This is a genomic window from Pseudomonas psychrophila HA-4 (genome assembly GCF_000282975.1).
Taxonomy (GTDB): domain Bacteria; phylum Pseudomonadota; class Gammaproteobacteria; order Pseudomonadales; family Pseudomonadaceae; genus Aquipseudomonas; species Aquipseudomonas psychrophila_A.
In genome coordinates, this window is sequence record NZ_ALJC01000076.1 from 1 (window position 1) to 18517 (window position 18517).

Annotated in this window: 12 protein-coding genes; 2 read left to right on the plus strand and 10 right to left on the minus strand. The window is 57.3% G+C overall.

Annotation, left to right across the window (positions count from 1 at the left end):
• Nucleotides 1–122 precede the first annotated feature (122 nt).
• The 6 genes from B347_RS0110760 to B347_RS0110785 all read right to left on the minus strand — a co-directional run bounded on the left by B347_RS0110760 (nucleotide 123) and on the right by B347_RS0110785 (nucleotide 10846).
• Nucleotides 123–1613: an efflux transporter outer membrane subunit gene (locus B347_RS0110760; RefSeq protein WP_019409726.1), complete on the minus strand. Its 1491-nt coding sequence runs from the start codon at nucleotides 1611–1613 to the stop codon at nucleotides 123–125.
• A complete protein-coding gene (locus B347_RS0110765) occupies nucleotides 1610–4717 on the minus strand; it encodes an efflux RND transporter permease subunit (protein WP_019409727.1) in 3108 nt (1035 codons plus the stop codon). Before B347_RS0110765 ends, B347_RS0110760 begins: the two co-directional genes overlap by 4 nt.
• On the minus strand, nucleotides 4714–7815 hold the full coding sequence (locus B347_RS0110770) for an MdtB/MuxB family multidrug efflux RND transporter permease subunit (protein ID WP_019409728.1): 3102 nt from the start codon (nucleotides 7813–7815) through the stop codon (nucleotides 4714–4716). Before B347_RS0110770 ends, B347_RS0110765 begins: the two co-directional genes overlap by 4 nt.
• The gene (locus tag B347_RS0110775; RefSeq protein WP_026014113.1) at nucleotides 7812–9116 is read right to left on the minus strand and encodes an MdtA/MuxA family multidrug efflux RND transporter periplasmic adaptor subunit; all 1305 of its coding nucleotides are present in this window, start codon (nucleotides 9114–9116) and stop codon (nucleotides 7812–7814) included. Before B347_RS0110775 ends, B347_RS0110770 begins: the two co-directional genes overlap by 4 nt.
• A 290-nt stretch (nucleotides 9117–9406) precedes the next feature.
• Nucleotides 9407–9907, minus strand: coding sequence for a thiol peroxidase (gene tpx / locus B347_RS0110780; protein WP_019409730.1), 501 nt, complete (start codon nucleotides 9905–9907; stop codon nucleotides 9407–9409).
• 273 nt (nucleotides 9908–10180) lie between these two features.
• Nucleotides 10181–10846, minus strand: coding sequence for a DUF3313 domain-containing protein (locus B347_RS0110785; RefSeq protein WP_019409731.1), 666 nt, complete (start codon nucleotides 10844–10846; stop codon nucleotides 10181–10183).
• A 318-nt stretch (nucleotides 10847–11164) separates the two neighbouring features.
• Here B347_RS0110785 and tal point away from each other — a divergent pair, with 318 nt between their 5' ends.
• Complete coding sequence (gene tal, locus B347_RS0110790; protein WP_019409732.1) at nucleotides 11165–12085, plus strand: transaldolase; 921 nt, start codon at nucleotides 11165–11167, stop codon at nucleotides 12083–12085.
• Between the two features lie 134 nt (nucleotides 12086–12219).
• On the opposite strand, the gene B347_RS0110795 is transcribed toward tal, so the two are convergent.
• The 4 genes from B347_RS0110795 to B347_RS0110810 all read right to left on the minus strand — a co-directional run bounded on the left by B347_RS0110795 (nucleotide 12220) and on the right by B347_RS0110810 (nucleotide 17745).
• The gene (locus B347_RS0110795; RefSeq protein ID WP_019409733.1) at nucleotides 12220–14673 is read right to left on the minus strand and encodes a TonB-dependent siderophore receptor; all 2454 of its coding nucleotides are present in this window, start codon (nucleotides 14671–14673) and stop codon (nucleotides 12220–12222) included.
• 128 nt (nucleotides 14674–14801) lie between these two features.
• Nucleotides 14802–15776: a FecR domain-containing protein gene (locus B347_RS0110800; RefSeq protein WP_019409734.1), complete on the minus strand. Its 975-nt coding sequence runs from the start codon at nucleotides 15774–15776 to the stop codon at nucleotides 14802–14804.
• Nucleotides 15777–15793: 17 nt separating this feature from the next.
• A complete protein-coding gene (locus tag B347_RS0110805) occupies nucleotides 15794–16318 on the minus strand; it encodes a sigma-70 family RNA polymerase sigma factor (RefSeq protein WP_033387603.1) in 525 nt (174 codons plus the stop codon).
• Between the two features lie 149 nt (nucleotides 16319–16467).
• Nucleotides 16468–17745 carry a serine/threonine transporter gene (locus B347_RS0110810; protein ID WP_019409736.1) on the minus strand — a complete coding sequence of 426 codons (1278 nt, stop codon included), beginning with the start codon at nucleotides 17743–17745 and terminating at the stop codon, nucleotides 16468–16470.
• Between the two features lie 227 nt (nucleotides 17746–17972).
• Here B347_RS0110810 and B347_RS0110815 point away from each other — a divergent pair, with 227 nt between their 5' ends.
• Nucleotides 17973–18512 carry a DUF4946 domain-containing protein gene (locus B347_RS0110815; protein ID WP_019409737.1) on the plus strand — a complete coding sequence of 180 codons (540 nt, stop codon included), beginning with the start codon at nucleotides 17973–17975 and terminating at the stop codon, nucleotides 18510–18512.
• The last annotated feature ends 5 nt before the right edge of the window (nucleotides 18513–18517 follow it).

The window sequence follows — 18517 nt, forward strand, 5'->3', positions numbered from 1 at the left end:
GCGCTTTCGATCTAAAAATTGCATCTGTCGCCACGCGATTGTGTGCACGACTCAAAGGCCCATTACAGGAGGCTGAACCTAGGTGCTGTTATGGATGTCAGCGCAACGTGCCCCCCAAAAAATCAACGCTCACTTAAGTCGGTGCTCCCATCCCAACCACCGCCCAACGCGGCAATAAGCTGCACGCTGGCGATCAACCGGCTTTGCAGCAGGTTCAATACACTACGCTCGGTGCTCAATGCTGTGGTTTGCACGGTCACTACGTCCAGGTAGGCAATCAATCCTGCCTTGTACTGATTGTTGGTCAGGCGCAATGACTCACGCGCCGATTCCAGCGCCTGTTCTTGCACCACGGTTTCATCCCCAAGCACTTTCAATTGCACCATGTAGTTTTCCACTTCGCGGAATCCATCCAGCACGGTCTGGCGATATTTAGCCACGGTCTGGTCATACACCGCTTCGTTTCGGTCCACTTCGGCCGAGCGCTGGCCACCATCGAACAAAGGTAAGGATATTTTCGGTCCCACCGACCAGAATCGGTTCGGCGCGCTGATCCAGTCTTGGTACTGGCTGCTGCTGTATCCGCCCGACAAGCTCAGGCTAAAGTCGGGGTAGTACGCCGCTTTGGCCACGCCAATGTTGGCGTTGGCGGCAATGATGGAGCGCTCCGCCGAGGCGATGTCGGGGCGACGCTCCAGCAGTTGTGAGGGCACGCTGACCGGAATCGCCGGCAGTGTGGGGATGTCTTTGGTTTCCGCCAGTTTAAAGCCCGCAGGCGCCTGCCCCGTCAGTACGGCGATGGCGTTTTCAAATTGGGCGCGCTGCCAGATCAGGTCGATTAGGCTGGCCTGGGTCGTGCGCAACTGGGTTTGCGCTTGCGCCACGGCGTCTTTGCCGGAGATGCCCGCACGGTATTGGTTTTCGCTCATTGTCAACGAGCGCTGGTACGCCTCGAGGGTCGCTTCCAGCAAGCGTTTTTGTTCATCGATCACCCGCAGTTGCAGGTAGTTCTGTACCAGTTCCGATTGCTGGCTCAGGCGCATCGCGGCCAGGTCGGCAAAGCTGGCTTGGGCACTGGCTTCGTTGGCTTCAAGGCCACGGCGCAATTTACCCCACACATCAGCCTCCCAACTCACCCCGACCTGCGCGTTCAGGGTGTCGCGTATTCCGCTGCTGGAGCTGGTTAGACTAGAGCTGGAGCTACCCGTGCCTTGGCTGGAGCGGGTTTTGCCCACGCTCAGGTCGGCGCTGGGCAAGAACGCCGCCCGTGCATTACGCACCAGTGCCTGCGCCTGACGAAACTGGGCTTCTGCTTGCGCAACGCTCTGGTTGTTGCTGTTGAGTTGTACTACCAGCGAGTTAAGTTGCTGGTCGCCGTATAACTCCCACCACGCACCACGCGCTAGCGCATCGCTCGGGTTGGCTTGGGTCCAGCCCTGCGCTTCTTTGAATTGCTGTGGCGCTGTCAGTTCAGGACGCTGGTAGTCCGGCCCCACTGCACAAGCGCTGAGCAACACCCCGCTCAGCACCAGGCCCAGCAAGCGCGAGCCACGGGCAAGCGCCCAACGTTGGGACGACAGTGCCGGGGCAAGGTTAAGCAAACGAGAGGTCATAGCGCAGTTTCCAGAGCAGCATCAGTACGTACGCCACGCCACTTGTTGAAACGATGGCGCGCACGGTCGAGATAGAGGTAAACCACCGGGGTGGTGTAAAGGGTCAGGATCTGGCTGAAGATCAGCCCACCAATGATGGTCAGGCCCAGCGGCTGACGCATTTCGGCACCTTCGGCATGGCTCAGCATCAACGGCAAAGCACCCAGAATGGCCGCTAGGGTGGTCATCAGAATCGGCCGCAGACGTTGCAAGCACGCACTGCGAATCGAATCCTGGGGGCTCATTCCCGAATGCCGCTCCAGTTGCAGCGCAAGGTCGATCATCAGAATCGCGTTTTTCTTCACCACGCCGATCAGCAAAAACAGCCCCAGCAAGGAGATCAGGCTGAACTCGCCCCCCGTGAGGTAGATGCTCAATAGCGCGCCAACCCCTGCCGACGGCAGGGTCGACAGGATCGTCAGCGGGTGGATGTAGCTCTCGTAGAGTATGCCCAGCACCAGATACACCGCGACCAACGCACCCAAGATCATAAACGGCTGGCTTTTCTGGGTGGCGGCAAAAGCGTCGCCCGTTCCGGCCATTTTGGCGATGACGTCTTCGGGTAAGCCGAGTTTGGCAATGGCCCGCTCAATGGCAGCGGTGCCCTGCTCCAACGACACGCCAGGCGCCATGTCAAAGGAAATGCTTTGAGAAGCGAACTGGCCTTCATGCTCGACGCGGTCGTCCTGCAAACTGTTCTCGTAGTGAGCGATTGCCGATAACGGAATCCGTTGCCCTTCGGCACCAATGACGTACACCTGATTCAGGGTTTCGGGGTCTTGGGCGTATTTGGGGTTAACCTCCATGACCACCTGATACTGGTTCAAGCTGTCGTAGATGGTCGATATCTGCCGCTGGCTATAAGCGTTGTTCAGCACCGCGGTGACCATGTCCATGTCGACCCCGAGGCGTTTGGCCTGGTCACGATCAACCACCAGTGTCACTTGCTGCGCGCCGCGCCCCTCCCGGGCATCGATCGACGTCAGTTCGGGCAAGGCTTTAAAAGCCGCCACAACCTTGGGATACCAAGTGCGCAACTCGCCAAGGTCACCACTTTGCAAAATGTAGGAGTACTGCGAACTGGTTTGCTCACGGCCACCACCAAACTGCAAATCCTGGTCGGCCATCAGCATCAGTCGCCCACCGGGCACCTTGGGCATGCTGTCACGCAAGCGCTCAATGACCTTTTGCGCAGAAATCTTGCGCTCGGAGATCGGCTTGAGGCGCACAATCATCACCGCGTTGTTGGTGCCACCGTTGCCGCCGATAAAACCAGCCACGCTGTCCACCGCCGGGTCGGCAAGTATCGCCTTACGGAAGATGTCCATTTTGGGTTGCATCACGGTGAACGACAGGCCGTCATCGCCGCGCACAAACCCAATCAGTTGCCCGGTGTCTTGTTGCGGCATAAAGGTTTTCGGTACGACCACGTACAACGCCACGTTAACGCCGATGGTCACCAACAGGCTGAGCAGGGTCAGGCGCTTGTGGCGCAAGACCCAGTCCAGGCTGCGCGCATAGCCATGAACCATGCGCTCGTTAAGCCGCATGCTCCAGCGCTGCATGGCGTTTTCAGTGCCCGGCACATGGGGTTTGAGCCAGCGCGCGCAGAGCATCGGGGTCAGGGTTAACGAGACCACCAACGACACCACAATCGAGGCTGCCAAAGTGATCGAGAACTCACGGAACAGGCTTTCGATGATCCCGCCCATAAATAGGATCGACAAAAACACGGCCACCAGCGAGACGTTCATCGAAAGCAAGGTAAAACCGACTTCCTTGGCCCCCAGGTACGCAGCTTTCATTGGCGCAATCCCGGCGTCGATATGACGCGAGATGTTTTCCAGCACCACAATGGCGTCGTCCACCACCAGCCCGGTGGCCAGAATCAGCGCCATCAACGACAGGTTATTCAGCGAGAAACCATACAGGTACATGATGGCAAAGGTGCCCACCAGCGACACCGGCACCGCCAAGGTCGGGATCAACGAAGCTCGCAAATTTCCGAGAAATAAGAACACCACCAAAATCACCAGCCCCACAGCAATCAGCAAGGTCATTTCGGCTTCGTGCAAGGTGGCCTTGATCACCGGCGAGCGGTCCATGGCAAGGTTCAGTTTGACGCTGGCCGGCAGTACCGCTTGTAACGCGGGCAACTGGGCCTTGATCGCGTTCACGGTCTGGATGATGTTGGCCCCGGCTTGGCGGTTGACCACCAGCAGGACTGCCGCGTCGTTATTGAAGAAACCGCTGTTGTAACGGTCTTCGACACTGTCCTTGACCTTGGCCACGTGGCTCAGGCGTAGGGCCGCGCCATCCTGATAACGAATGATCAGCGACTCGTAGTCCTTGGCCTTCTCCAGTTGGTCGTTGGCTTGAATCTGCCAATTGCGATCACCGTCCGACACCGCGCCCTTGGGGCGGCGCACGTTGGCGTTGGCTACGGTGTTGCGGACATCGTCCAGCGCCACACCGTACTGGTTGAGCAGTTGCGGCTCCAGTTCGATACGCACGGCGGGCAACGAACTGCCACCAATTTGCACTTCGCCCACCCCCGGTACCTGCGACAGGCTTTGCGAGAGGATGGTCGAGGCCAGGTCATACAACTCGCCCTTGGCGAGTACGTCGGAGGTCAGTGACAGCACCATGATCGGCGCTTGTGATGGGTTGACCTTCTTGTAGGTCGGCATACTGCGCATGCCACTGGGCAGCAAGTTGCGGGACGCGTTGATCGCCGCCTGGACTTCGCGGGCCGCACCGTTAATGTCGCGGTCCTGATCGAATTGCAAAATCACCCGCGTCGAGCCTTGGCTTGAGCGACTGCTCATGGTGTTGACCCCGGCAATTGCGCCGAAAGATCGCTCCAGCGGCGCGGCCACGGTAGACGCCATGACCTCGGGGCTGGCACCCGGCAAATTGGCCGACACCACGATGACCGGGAAGTCCATTTGCGGCAGCGGTGACACCGGCAGCAAACCAAAGCTCACCCCGCCCAGCAACATGATTGCCAGGCTCAGGAGCATGGTCGCCACCGGGCGCTTAATGAACGGGCCGGACAGGTTCATACCGATCCCTGCTCAGCCGTAACCGTGTCACCCCGCCAGCGGCGGCCCAAACGGTCGAAGTACAAGTAAATCACCGGGGTAGTAAACAAGGTCAACACCTGGCTCACCAACAAGCCGCCGACCATCACCAGACCCAACGGTTGGCGCAGTTCAGCCCCCGAACCTGTCGCCAGCATCAACGGCACAGCACCAAACAGCGCCGCCAATGTCGTCATCAGAATCGGGCGAAAACGCAGCAAGGCGGCCTGATAAATCGCGTCTTGCGGGGCCATGCCTTGGTTGCGTTCAGCGTCGAGGGCGAAGTCGATCATCATGATCGCGTTTTTCTTCACAATGCCGATCAGCAAGATGATGCCGATGATCGCGATCATTCCTAGGTCATTACCGCTGAGAATCAACGCCAGCAACGCGCCGACCGCAGCCGAGGGCAAGGTTGACAGGATAGTGATCGGGTGGATGTAGCTCTCGTAGAGCACGCCCAGCACGATGTACATGGTCACCACTGCCGCCAGAATCAACAGCAAGGTGCTCGACAAAGAGGCCTGGAACGCTTGGGCGGCGCCCTGGAACTCGGTTCGCACGCCAACCGGCATGCCGATGTCTTTTTGCACCTGATCAATCAACTCGACCGCTTGCCCCAACGCAACGCCCGGCGCCAGGTTGAACGAGACCATCACTGATGGGAACTGACCGATGTGAGAAATAGACAACTGCGATTGACGCTCTTCCACCTTGGCCAGACTGGACAGGCGAACCTGGCCGCCGTCAGTGGTTTTGACGTGAATCTGGTCCAGCGCTTGCGGGCCGATTTTCTCGCCATCTTTGGCCTGCAACACCACTCGGTACTGGCTGGCCTGGGTGTAGATGGTCGAAATTTGCCGCTGGCCGAAGGCGTCGTACAGGGCATCAGTGATGTTTGCCACCGATACGCCCAGACGCGAAGCCGCGTCGCGGTCGATGACCAGGTACACCTGCAAACCTTTGTCTTGCAGGTCACTGGCCACATCGATCAGTTGCGGCTGGTTGCGCAACGCAGTCACCAGCTTATCGCTCCAGGTACTGAGCAATTGGGCATCCGGTGACGACAAACTGAACTGGTACTGGGTACGGCTCACGCGGTCTTCGATGGTCAGGTCTTGCACCGGCTGCATAAACAGTCGGATCCCGACCAGTTTGTCTAGTTGCGGCTGCAAGCGCGCAATCACCTCAGAAGCACTGTCGCTGCGCTCGCTGTGGGGCTTGAGGTTGATCAGCATGCGCCCGCTGTTGAGCGTGGCGTTATCACCGTCGACACCAATGTAGGAGGACAGGCTTTCAACATCCGGGTCTTGCAGGATGATTTTGCCCAGCTCTTGCTGACGCTGGCTCATGGCGCTGAACGAGATCGACTGCGGCGCTTCAGAAATGCCCTGAATCACCCCAGTGTCCTGCACCGGGAAGAAGCCCTTGGGCACTACCATGTACAGAAAGACGGTGAGTGCCAACGTGCCTATGGCCACCAGCAACGTCAGCGGTTGATGCTTGAGCACCCACTGCAACATGCGTCCGTACTCGACAATCATCCAGTCAATAAAAGCCCCGCTGGCCCGGTAGAAACGGCCCTGCTCTTCTGGCTTGGGCTCAGCCTTGAGCAGACGGGCACACATCATCGGCGTCAGCGTCAGCGACACGACCAGCGAAATCAGGATTGCCACCGCCAACGTGATCGCAAACTCGCGGAACAAGCGCCCCACCACGTCGGCCATAAACAGCAGCGGGATCAACACCGCAATCAGCGACAGGGTCAGCGATATTAGGGTAAAACCGATTTGCTTGGCGCCCTTGAGCGCAGCCTGCATCGGGCTGTCGCCCTCTTCTATGTAGCGCGATATGTTTTCCAACATGACGATGGCGTCATCGACCACAAAACCGGTAGCGATGGTCAGGGCCATCAGCGTCAGGTTGTTGATCGAAAAACCGGCCAGGTACATCACGCCGAAGGTACCGATCAGCGACAACGGCACAGCAATCGAAGGAATGATCGTGGCGCTGGCACGGCGTAGAAACAGGAACGTCACCATCACCACCAAAGCGATGGCGATTAGTAATTCATGCTGCACATCACGCACCGAAGCCCGGATGGTTTGCGTGCGGTCAGTCAGCACAGTGACGTCGATACCCGCTGGCAGGTTGTCGGTGATGCTCGGTAACAGCGCCTTGATCCGGTCCACCACTTCAATCACGTTGGCACCGGGTTGACGCTGAATGTTCAGCAACACCGCCTGATTTTCATTGGCCCAGGCCGCAAGGCGCTCGTTCTCGGCACCGTCGACAATTTCAGCCACGTCCTTGAGTCGCAGCGGCGCGCCGTTGTTGTAGGCCAAGATCAGCTCAGCGTATTCCTGCGGGGTTTTCAACTGGTCGTTGGCATCGAGCATCGACACCCGGGTCGGACCGTCAAAGTTACCCTTGGGCTGGTTGACGTTGGACGCGCCGATCAGGGTGCGCACATCCGCCAGGTTCAAGCCATTGGCGGCCAGCGCCTCGGGGTTGACCTTAATCCGCACCGCCTGGCGTTGACCGCCAGCGATGCTGACCATGCCGACGCCATTGATCTGGGCAATTTTTTGCGCCATGCGCGTATCGACCAAATCATTGAGTTTGGGCAACAACATGGTTTTAGAGGTAATCGCCAGCGTCAGCACCGGGGTGTCAGCCGGGTTGACCTTGTTGTACACCGGCGGCGCAGGCAAGTCCTTGGGCAACAGGTTACTCGCAGCGTTGATCGCGGCCTGAACCTGCTGCTCGGCGACATCCATATTGATGTCGAGGTTAAAGCGCAAGGTCAGCACCGAAGCGCCGCCTGAACTGGTCGAGGCCATTTGCGTCAGACCGGGCATTTGCCCGAACTGGCGTTCAAGCGGCGCTGTCACCGCACTGGTCATGACATCCGGGCTGGCGCCGGGATACAGCGTCATCACGCGGATAGTCGGGTAATCGACCTGAGGCAAGGCGGACACGGGCAGCATGCGATAGGCGATGATCCCGGACAACACGATGGCCAACATGCACAGCGTAGTTGCGACCGGGCGCAGGATAAACAGCCGCGACAGATTCATTCGTGCGCCTTGCCCTTGGTCTTATCAGCCGCAGGATCGGATTCCGCGTCCGGGCTACCTTCCATTTGCTCAGTGGCGGTTATTGGCACATCGGTGCTGTCATTCACCACTTCAACCGCACCGCCATCACGCAAACGGTCCGTGCCTTCGAGGACTACGCGATCACCGGCCTCAAGACCTTCCTCAATCACGGTCAGATCTCCATCGGTAGCCCCGACTTTAATCGTGCGAATCTTGACCTTTTTATCGCCATCCATTGCATAGACAAACGAACCATTAGTGCCGTACTGAATCGCCGGGGTCGGGGCCAAGACCACGTTTTTCAGCGTGTCAGCCAGCAAGTGCACATTGACGAACTGGTTTGGGAACAGCGCCTGATCGCGGTTCTCGAACAGCGCTTTGAACTTTAGGGTGCCGGTGGTGATATCGATCTGGTTATCGATGCTGCTCAACACGCCCACAGCCAACTCTTTGCGATCACCACGGTCCCAGGCTTGCACCGGCAACTTGGCGCCGCTGCGATAACGCTCCAGCACCAAGGCCAGGTTGTTCTCCGGCAGGGTGAAGCTGACCACAATGGGTTCGGTCTGAGTGATCACCACCAGCGCCGTGGTGTCATTGGCCGCAACCAAATTGCCGACGTCCAACTGACGCAAGCCCACACGGCCCGCGATTGGTGCGCGAATCTTGGTGAACTCAAGGTTGAGCTTGGCGTCATTGACTGCCGCCTGATTGGTTTTGACCGTGCCCTGATATTGGCTGACCAACGCTTCGGCGGTGTCTAGGGTTTGCTTGGCGATACTGTCTTCGGCGTACAGACCGCGATAACGCTGCACATCGACCTGAGCATTTTTCAACTGGGCCTGATTTTGCAACAGCGTGCCTTCGGCCTGGAGTAATGCGTTCTGATAACTGCGCGGGTCGATTTCGGCCAGCAGTTCACCCGCTTTGACCATTTGCCCTTCTTTGAAATACACCTTCACCAACTCGCCCGCCACGCGGCTGCGTACATTGATAGTGTTCAGGGCCGTGACCGTGCCCAATGCTTTAAAGAAAATTGGAAAGTCACCCAGCGTCACGTCCCCAACCCGAACAGGTACCGCCTGAGTCGAGCCACCAAAGCCAGGACGCATCATTCCCGAACGGCTGGTGTGGCCCGAGGGTTCTGCGGTCTGGGCCTTTTTCGCCGCAGATGGCCACAGCCACCAGCTCACGCCAGCAACGATCAGCAGAACCAGCAGGCCAACCAGCCAGCGACGAGATTTGTGGGTAACAGAGGATTGCATTGAGTGATCAACCAGTTGGGCGCGAGCGCTTATTTTCAGGAGCCTGAAAGATAAGCAGTGCAGACGGTTATGAAAAGGCTCTTTACCGGGTATTTACGTTATAGAGGTGTCAAGCAGATGAAGGCGACCACATTCTGTAGGAGTGGGCTTGCTCGCGATTCAGGCGACTCGGTGTATCTGCCATGCCGAGGTGATGCCATCGCGAGCAAGCCCGCTCCACCTGAAAGCATTAAAAACAGTTTTCGTCCTCGCAAAAAAAACGGCCTGGCATTAATGCCAGGCCGTTTTGGTTGTTGCTGCAGGGCTTACTTCAAAACAGCCAGCGCTGCTTCGTAGTTCGGCTCTTCGGCGATTTCTTTAACCAGTTCGCTGTGAAGTACGTTGTCGTTTTCGTCGAGCACGACAACAGCGCGAGCTGTCAGACCAGCCAATGGGCCGTCAGCGATTGCTACACCGTAGTTTTCGATGAACTCACGGCCACGCAGGGTCGACAGGTTTTGTACGTTTTCCAAGCCTTCTGCGCCGCAGAAGCGTGCTTGGGCAAATGGCAGGTCAGCCGAAATGTTCAGCACAACAGTGTTCGGCAGGTCATTGGCCTCGGCGTTGAACTTGCGTACGGAGGTCGCGCATGTCGGGGTGTCAACGCTTGGGAAGATGTTCAGCACTTTGCGTTTACCAGCAAAGCTGGCCAACGTTGCATCGGACAAATTACCCGCAACCAGCGAAAACGCTGGTGCCTTGGAGCCTACTGCTGGCAACACGCCGTTGACTTGAACAGGGTTGCCTTTAAGCGTCACTTGAGCCATGAACGATGTCCTTTTTAACAGTTTTTTGAAGAGGCAGAAGTTAAACACGAATCCCGCAGGCGACCTACGCCCTGCACATAAATTGTCATTCTTCGCGTTACAAAAAGATTATTCCCAACACATATTCAGCACCGACCTACGTTATATAAGGCCTCGAGCAACATCCTCAACGCCTTTGTCGAGCCGCAATTCACGCTGTTTGCAGGTATGAACCTTACCTTCGAACAATAACGGCCCACCACATACCCGCTCTTACAGGGGGTTGGCCAATGACTATTTCAGTTTCAGAAACGACTGATGCATATCCGACGCCCAGCCATCGATCACGGCTTTGACGTCATCGGCCTTCATGACCTGGCTGGCGTTGCTCAGCGGTTTGCCGGTGCCTTTGCGCACCACCTGCGCGATCACATCCTGGCTTTGTCCGTCGATAAATACCGCTTCGGTGGCCAACTGGGTTTCCTGGTCACGGATCCCTGAGGCGGTGCTCACCGCAGCTGCCACCAAAGCCACGGGAATGTACTCGTAGGGCGCCAGGCTTTCGGTCTTGCTGCTAACGGCGGTAATCGCCGGACGCACCACAATCACACCAGGGCCAGGGCCGCGGGCCAATGGCAACGACTTACTGACCTCGCGTTTAAGTGCTTGATCGTAATAGTTTGTGATGCCGTTCAACGTGCTTTGCGGGATTTTCTCTGTCGGTTTCGGCGCCGGATACAGCTGGCTTGGCTCGATATACACGCTGGTGTATTTATTGGCATTTAGTTTGGGATCGACCCAGCGCATGACGTCGGCGCCGGAAGGTGATTTGGCCTCTTTAAGACGGCTGTAATCTTTTAAAAAACCGGAGTATTCATCCGGTTGCTGAACCTTGCTAGCACAGCCGACCACCCCAATCGAGGCGATACACAGCGTACCGATCATAAGACCAAGCTTCATTATTTAGCTCCTGTAAGCAGCGCAACCGTTGATTCACTGAACGTTAGGTATAGCTAATTTTGTGTAAAACACCGCCCGGTTGTCACCTGTTAAAAATCGACTGTGATACAGGGCTCACACCGATTAGCAGCAATATTTATAGAACGCGTCTACCTTGCCCTGTCCGTGCGGGAGCGTGTGTTATGAAGATTAAATCTGCACCATTAGTTGCACTCACAGGGTGATCAACGGCATTCTGCCAGCTACCTTTTCGCGAACTTTCAATCTAACTCGCACTCCATCAGTACAGCCACTAATACCTTTAAGACAGAGACGCTCATGACTTCCAAGCTGGAACAACTCAAGCAGTTCACCACCGTGGTCGCAGACACCGGCGACCTCGACGCCATAACCCGTCTCAAACCTGTTGATGCCACTACCAACCCTTCCCTGCTGCTCAAGGCTGCCGCACTGCCTGGTTATGCCGACCTGCTAAAAAACGCCATCGCCCACGCCAAGGGTGACGTTGGCCTGGCCTGTGATCAGTTTGCCGTGTCTGTGGGTAGCGGTATCTTGAAGGTCATCCCGGGCCGTATCTCGACCGAAGTCGACGCCCGTCTGTCCTTTGACGAGCCAGCCCTGCTGCAAAAAGCCAATCAGTTGATCGAGCTGTATGACAAGGCTGGCGTAGGCCGCGACCGCGTTCTGATCAAGCTGGCATCGACTTGGGAAGGTATCCGCGCTGCCGAGAAACTGGAAAAAGCCGGGATTCAAACCAACCTGACCCTGCTGTTCTCGTTTGCCCAGGCCGCAGCCTGCGCCGATGCAGGGGTGTTTTTGATCTCGCCATTCGTGGGCCGGATTTACGATTGGTACAAGAAGTCCACTGGCACTGATTACACCGGTTCCGATGATCCGGGCGTGCAGTCCGTGACCCGCATCTACAACTACTACAAGACCAATGACTACAACACCGTGGTCATGGGGGCGAGCTTCCGTAACCTCAATCAGATTGAGCAATTGGCTGGCTGCGACCGCTTGACCATCAGCCCAGACCTACTGGAAAAACTGGCGCTGGATGAAGGCACGCTGGAACGTAAACTGAACCCAGCCAAAACCGGCGAGCCGCGTGTAATCCTGAACGAAGCACAGTTCCGTTGGGCTTCGAACGAAGATGCGATGGCTACCGAAAAGCTGGCTGAGGGGATTCGTCAATTCGCCCGCGACCAAGAAAAACTTGAGGCGTTGCTGAGTCACTAATTTCCAGCCCTTGGAGGTCGAGGCGAGCTTGCCGCGCAATCTTTTAAAAGATCAAAAGATCGCGCGGCAATCGAACGTCGACCGGCGGCGCCTGCAATGGGCTCCGTGCCGTTCTCAAGTGAACGACCTTGTCGTCAGAAACTGTACTTCATACCCAGCATCAGATTGCGCGGATCGCCGTAGTAATAGGTCGAGTACAAGCCATAGCCGCTTAGGTACTCGCGGTCGAAGACGTTATTGAGGTTGACCGTGGCACTGAGGTTTTGATTGATGTCATAGCGCGCCATCAGCCCGACGACAGCGAAACTCCCCTCCTTGGCGTCAGTTTTAATTGATGAGTCGAGTTCACTGTAGGTCGAACCTTGCCACGACACGTTGCCGCCCACGGTCAGGTCTTTAAGGTCGCCGTCGAGTTGGTAGCGGGTGGCCAATTTGAACAATTGCTCGGGGTGGTTGCTGTTAATTCGCTTACCTTCCTTGTCCCGTGGTTGGGCGTAGGTATAGCCCGCGAGCAACTGCCAGCCGCGTGCAACTTCGCCGGATATTTCAGCCTCGAAGCCCTTGGTTTTGGTGCCATCGATGGCCTTGTAGGCGTCTTGACCGTTATCGCGTTCGCCATCGTATTCGGCGTAGTTGTCCTGCTTGATCAGGAACACCGCAAAACTGGTGTTCAGCGCACCGCCGAAATACTCAGACTTAAATCCTGCTTCATAGCTTTTGCCGGTCATGGGGGCGAGGACTTTGTCGTCGCGATCAAAGTAGCTCTGCGGGGTGAAAATGTCGGTGTAACTGGCATAGACCGAGTGATTTTCGCTCAGGTCGTAGACGATGCCCGCGTAAGGGATCAGTTTGCCGGTTTTTTTAGCGTTGTCGGTCGTCGGGGTTATTTGCGCGGCGTTGTAGGTCATCGTCCCTTGGCGGTCGTAGTCCACCACACGCGTACCCACAATCACTGATAAATCATCGGTCGGCTTAAGGCGCAGTGCGCCGTAAACCGCCGACTCTTTGGTCTTGTACCGCTGCTTCAGACCTTGGCTCAAGTCTGTCGGGCGCGGCACATCATTGTTCCAAGTCTGATAATTGATGGTCACATCATCAGCATTTTCGGCCAGGTAGTCGGTGCGGCGATTACTGACGTTAGCCCCCAGCACCAATTCGTGACTGCGCCCCAGCAACTCGAACGGCCCGGTAGCGTAAGCGTCCAGCGTATCGGTGTTGATCTCAAAGGTTTTGGTCCCGCTCATGAGCTGTGCTTCGCCCGTGGTTTTGTCCGGGAAAGGCCCCCAGCCCACGATATTGCCCTGCCATTGGTCAGTGTTGCCCTTCCAGTGGCTGGCTTCGACTTTGAGCAGCCAGTCGTTGTCAAAACGTTGCTCAACCCCGGCGAAGTATTTAGTGCTCTCACTGTCGGCATACGCCCACTTGGCTGCCGGGTTCATTGAGCGTTTGAAGTGAGTTCGGCTGCCATCGCTGTAGTACAACGGTAACTGGCCAAAACTTGAGCCATTGGAATTTATCTGTTGGTAGTCGACACCGGCGTACAAAGTCGTGTCGTCAGTCACGTCCGCTTCGCCGATGGCATAGAACACATCTTTAATCGACGAGTAACGTTCGATAAAAGAACGACCGTCTTCACGGGCTGCCACCACACGACCGCGCACCGAACCGTTTTCAGTGAACGGACCGGACAAATCAACTTCACTGCGATAGCGGTCCCACGACCCACCGCTGCCCGACACAGCCCCCTGAAACTCTTTGGTCGGGCGCTTGCGTACCAAATTAACAGCCCCGGACGGGCTGCCTACACCACTCATTAAACCGGTTGCGCCCCGCACCACCTCTACCCGGTCATAAATGGCCATGTCGCGCATGCCCAAGCCATTGGTGTTGGTGGTGAAGTCCGATGTCGGAACGCCGTCGTACTGGAAGTTATCGAGGGTGAATCCACGGGAGTAGAAGTTGTAACGCTCGCTGTCGTCGTGCATCACGGTAATGCCCGGCGTTTGTTCCATGACTTGAGCGATGCTGCCCAGCCCCTGATCGCTCATTTGCTGGCGAGTAATCACCGTGACCGACTGCGGCGTTTCACGCAGCGAAAGCGGCAATTTGGTTGCCGTACTGGTTTGGCCGGTGGTGTAGGAATGGCTACCTTCGGTGGTGCCGCTCAACGCCAGCCCGGTCACGCTGGTGGCTTGCAGTTGCAATTTGCCGTCGGCGTTGGACGTCAGCGGGTACAACGTCCACACCCCATTTGCGCCTTCGGTGGCCGTCAATCCGCTGCCCTGGAGCAGTTGCTGTAGGGCTTGCGCCACGTCAAAGCGCCCTTTAATGGCCCCGGCCTGTTTGTTTCTTACCAGTTGCGGGTCGTACGGCAGCGAGATATTGGCCTGCTGGGCGAAGTGATTGAGCGCTTCTTCTAGATTGCTGGCGGGCACATCGAAACTGCGTTGTGCGCTGAGGGCCGCAGCCACACTCAACGAGAACGGTTGCGCAGCCGCCAGCACGGCACCGCCCAGTAAAACAGCCTGCATGGCGATAGCCAAACGGCTGCGCGAGGGCAAGGAAAGAGGACGAACGACACGGGACATGGGTCTGGCTCCTGCAATTAAAAGGTCTTATGCCTATTTGTCGAAGGACGCCAAAAAACCCGCAAAGAAATGTGAGAATTATTCGTGTTTGATGCGCTGGGTATAAACCCCTTTAAAGCCGGCTGGGTTCAGGCGGCCACTATCCGGGTCCAAAAACGCGTTCTGCGCTCGATACGCACGGGCAGTGACTGACTTAATCCTTCGAGCGCAGGGTCAATCTGGTCCAACTGAAACACGCCTGAGACGCGCAACTCACTGACTGCCGGATCGCACAGCATCCAACCATGGCGATAGCGTGACAATTCAGCCGCCAAGTCTTGCAAGCGCATGTGTTTGGCCACCAACGCGCCACGCGCCCAACTACTGGCGTACAGCGCCGGGGATGGCTGCAACTGGGCCGACCGGGTGTCGATTACATATTCATTGCCTGCCTGCACCAGCACCGGCTGTGCAGTCGGCTGATAAATAGCGACCACCCCCTCTTCGACCATCAACCGGGTGCGCCCTGCTTCTTGGCGCACGTCAAAAGCGGTGCCTATGGCCTGTAAACGCGCTTCTCGGGTCTGAACCCAAAACGGTCGACGCCCGCTAGCTGCCTCGGGGTCTTGGCCAGTGCGGATAAAAATCTCTCCCTCACGCAGCACAATCAGCCGCTGTTGCGCACTGAACAGCACGTCAGCAGCACTGTCGGTATTGAGTTGCAGGCGCGTACCGTCAGCCAGGTTGAAGAGCCGACGCTCACCGACCGCTGTCGCATAATCGGCGCCGAAGGTGCGCCAAGGTTGCTGCTGCCACACCAGGCCACCCGCCCCGGCGCCCAATACCCCCAAACCGAGGAGCTTGAGGGCCTGGCGCCGCGAACTCAGCCGACCCGCGCCCGTCAAGGTGTCAAGCGCCACACGCCCCGGCAACAATGAAGCTTGGCGAAAGGTCGATTCGGTGGCTTGCAGCGCTTGCCAAGCCGCCTCATGGCTGGCATTAGCGGCGCGCCATTGCTGGCAGGCCGCATGCAGGTGGGGATCTGCGGCGCCTGATTGGGTTTTCACCAACCAGTCAATCGCCACATCAAGCACCTCGGATGAGAACTCAATAGAAGCCGACATCGATCCGTTAACCCCGCTCACAGTACGTTGCGCGCCAAAAAACAATGGCGGATGGCCGTGGCCATGTACTTTTCAACCGAACTCACGCTGACTCCGAGGTGTTCGGCAATCGCCAGATACCCCAGGCCTTCAAGCCGTGACAACAGAAAAGCGGTTCGCACCTTGGGTTTTAAGCCGTCAAGCAAGGCATCAATGCGGATCAAGGTTTCGAGCAAGATCAGACGCTCTTCAGGCGAAGGCATATGCAATTCGGGCGAATGCGAGAGCGCATCCAGATAAGCCTGCTCAACCTGCTGACGACGATAACGGTCAATCAACAAGCCTTTGGCGATGCTGCTGAGCCAGGCACGCGGTTCGCGCAGTTGCGCCACTTGCTCCGGCTTACCCAACACATAGAGGAAAGTGTCTTGCGCCATGTCAGCCGCATTCTCGGTATTGCGCAGGCGACGTCGTAGCCAATTCACCAGCCAGTGGTGGTGGTCGCTATAAAGGGTGTGGACGTCGGCGTGCAACAGCGATGGGGTGGGCGGTGATGACGACACGGGAACCCTCGGTGCGTGCTGGGAATAAACTGCGAATAGGAATGGGTCGCAATCATATTCGCAGTATGAACCAGACTCAAGCGCGGAGCGGCTTGCGAGGGGTAATCATCTGCCTGTCGCTGCGCAGAACGGCAGCGACAGGCGGTGCATCAAGGCATCAGCGAGTAGACCAGCGACGAAATCGCCACCAAGCCAACAACAGTGACAAACACATTGGAGATCTTGCCCGAGTACTGACGCATGGCGGGAATGCGGCGAATCGCGTACATCGGCATCAGGAACAAGATGGCCGCAATCACAGGGCCGCCGAAGCTCTCGATCATCCGCAGAATACTTGGGTTGAGCGTGGCCACCGCCCAGCACACCAGCAGCATGAACGCTGCAGTCAGGCGGTCGAGGGTTTTACTGGCCGGGCGCTTGCCGGTTTTCAGCACCAGACCTTTAAGACCTTCGCTGGCCCCGATGTAGTGACCCAAAAACGACTTGGCAATCGCCACGAACGCAATCACCGGCGCAGCAAAGGCAATGGTCGGGTTGCTGAAGTGGTTGGCCAGATACGACAAGATCGACAGGTTCTGCGCCTTGGCTTCGGCCAGTTGCGCAGGCGACAGCGTGAGCACACAGCTGAAGACGAAGAACAGCACCATCACCACCATCAGCACATGTGCGCGCGACAGGATTTGCGAACTGCGCTCATCAGCATTTACGCCGTAGCGGCGCTTCTGGTCCACAGCAAAGGCCGAGATGATCGGCGAGTGGTTAAACGAGAACACCATGACCGGAATCGCCAGCCACACGGTGTGCAGCAACGCTGAGGGCTCGGGCAAGGTGCTGGCGGTGGTCAGAATGCCGCCATTCCAGTGTGGGATGAGGAACACCGCCAAAAACAGCAACGCGACGATAAACGGGTAGACCATCATGCTCATGGCTTTGACGATCACTTGCTCACCGCAACGCACCACAGCCAGCAGGCCAAGAATCAACACCAGCGACAGGATGACCCGTGGCGGCGGCGTGATGTGCAACTGATTGAGCATGAAACTGCCGACCGTATTGGTCAGTGCCACACTGTAGATCAGCAGGATCGGGAAAATCGCGCAGAAATACAGCAGCGTGATCAACGCCCCGGCAGTGAGGCCGAAATGCTCTTCAACCACATCGGTAATGTCAGAGCCGTCGCGACCCGAGAGCACAAAGCGGGTCAGGCCGCGGTGAGCATAAAAGGTCATCGGGAACGCCAGCAGCGCCAAAATCAGTAACGGCCAAAAGCCGCCAATGCCTGCGTTGATGGGCAAAAACAACGTACCTGCGCCAATGGCTGTGCCGAACAGGCCCAGCATCCAGGTAGTGTCGTGTCGGTCCCAGCGACTGAGGGTCGCAGGGGCCGCGTCAACGTATTCATCGACGCTGTTAGCCTGGTCATTCATCCGGTCAAATCTCCGCTAGCCGGTCGTTACCACGCGGCCGGGGCGGACAAAACACACCTTACTGACCACGCCCCAGCCATAAGAGGGGCGCGATTGTCCGGGATTAGACATAAGAAGCAAAGGTTTAGCTGAGGAATGGTGAAAATGATTGCTCACACTAAAGCAAGACTTTGACACCTATTGATACACTATCCGCATTCGAAAATTGCGCTAAAGGCCTGTCAACCATGACCGTTTCGCACCGTTACACCGCATTTGTCGGCTTGTTGCTTGCCCTGTCACTGCCCGTGGCCACTGCCGAAGGCTTAGTGATTACGTGGCCGGGTGGCTGGGAAGTTCAGGCGGTGCCGCCTGCCGAAGACAATAGCCTCCAGCGCCAGCGGGCGGTTAAAAACGACGCCAATGGCGATCCACAGATGGTTATGGAGCTGACTCAGTCGACCTTGGCGCCTGAGCATCAGGTGAACATGGAGGCGGTGTTGCTGCAAATGCGCAAGACCTTGCAGAAGAACTTCGCCCAAGGCGGGTATCAGAGTGCCTGTAACAAAATTCACGGCAGCACACTGGGCGGTCTGAAAGCGTTGGAAACCACGTGCAAAATCACCCAGAACGGGAACCACGTGATCACCCAAACGCTGGTAGCCGCGACTCAGGGCAGCAGCGCGTACGCCCTTTCCTACGCTGGCCCGGCAGAGGGGTACAAAGCCAACCAAGCAGAAGTTCAGGGCATTCGCGCCAGCTTGCGGCTGGGCGAAACAGCTAAGTAAACACC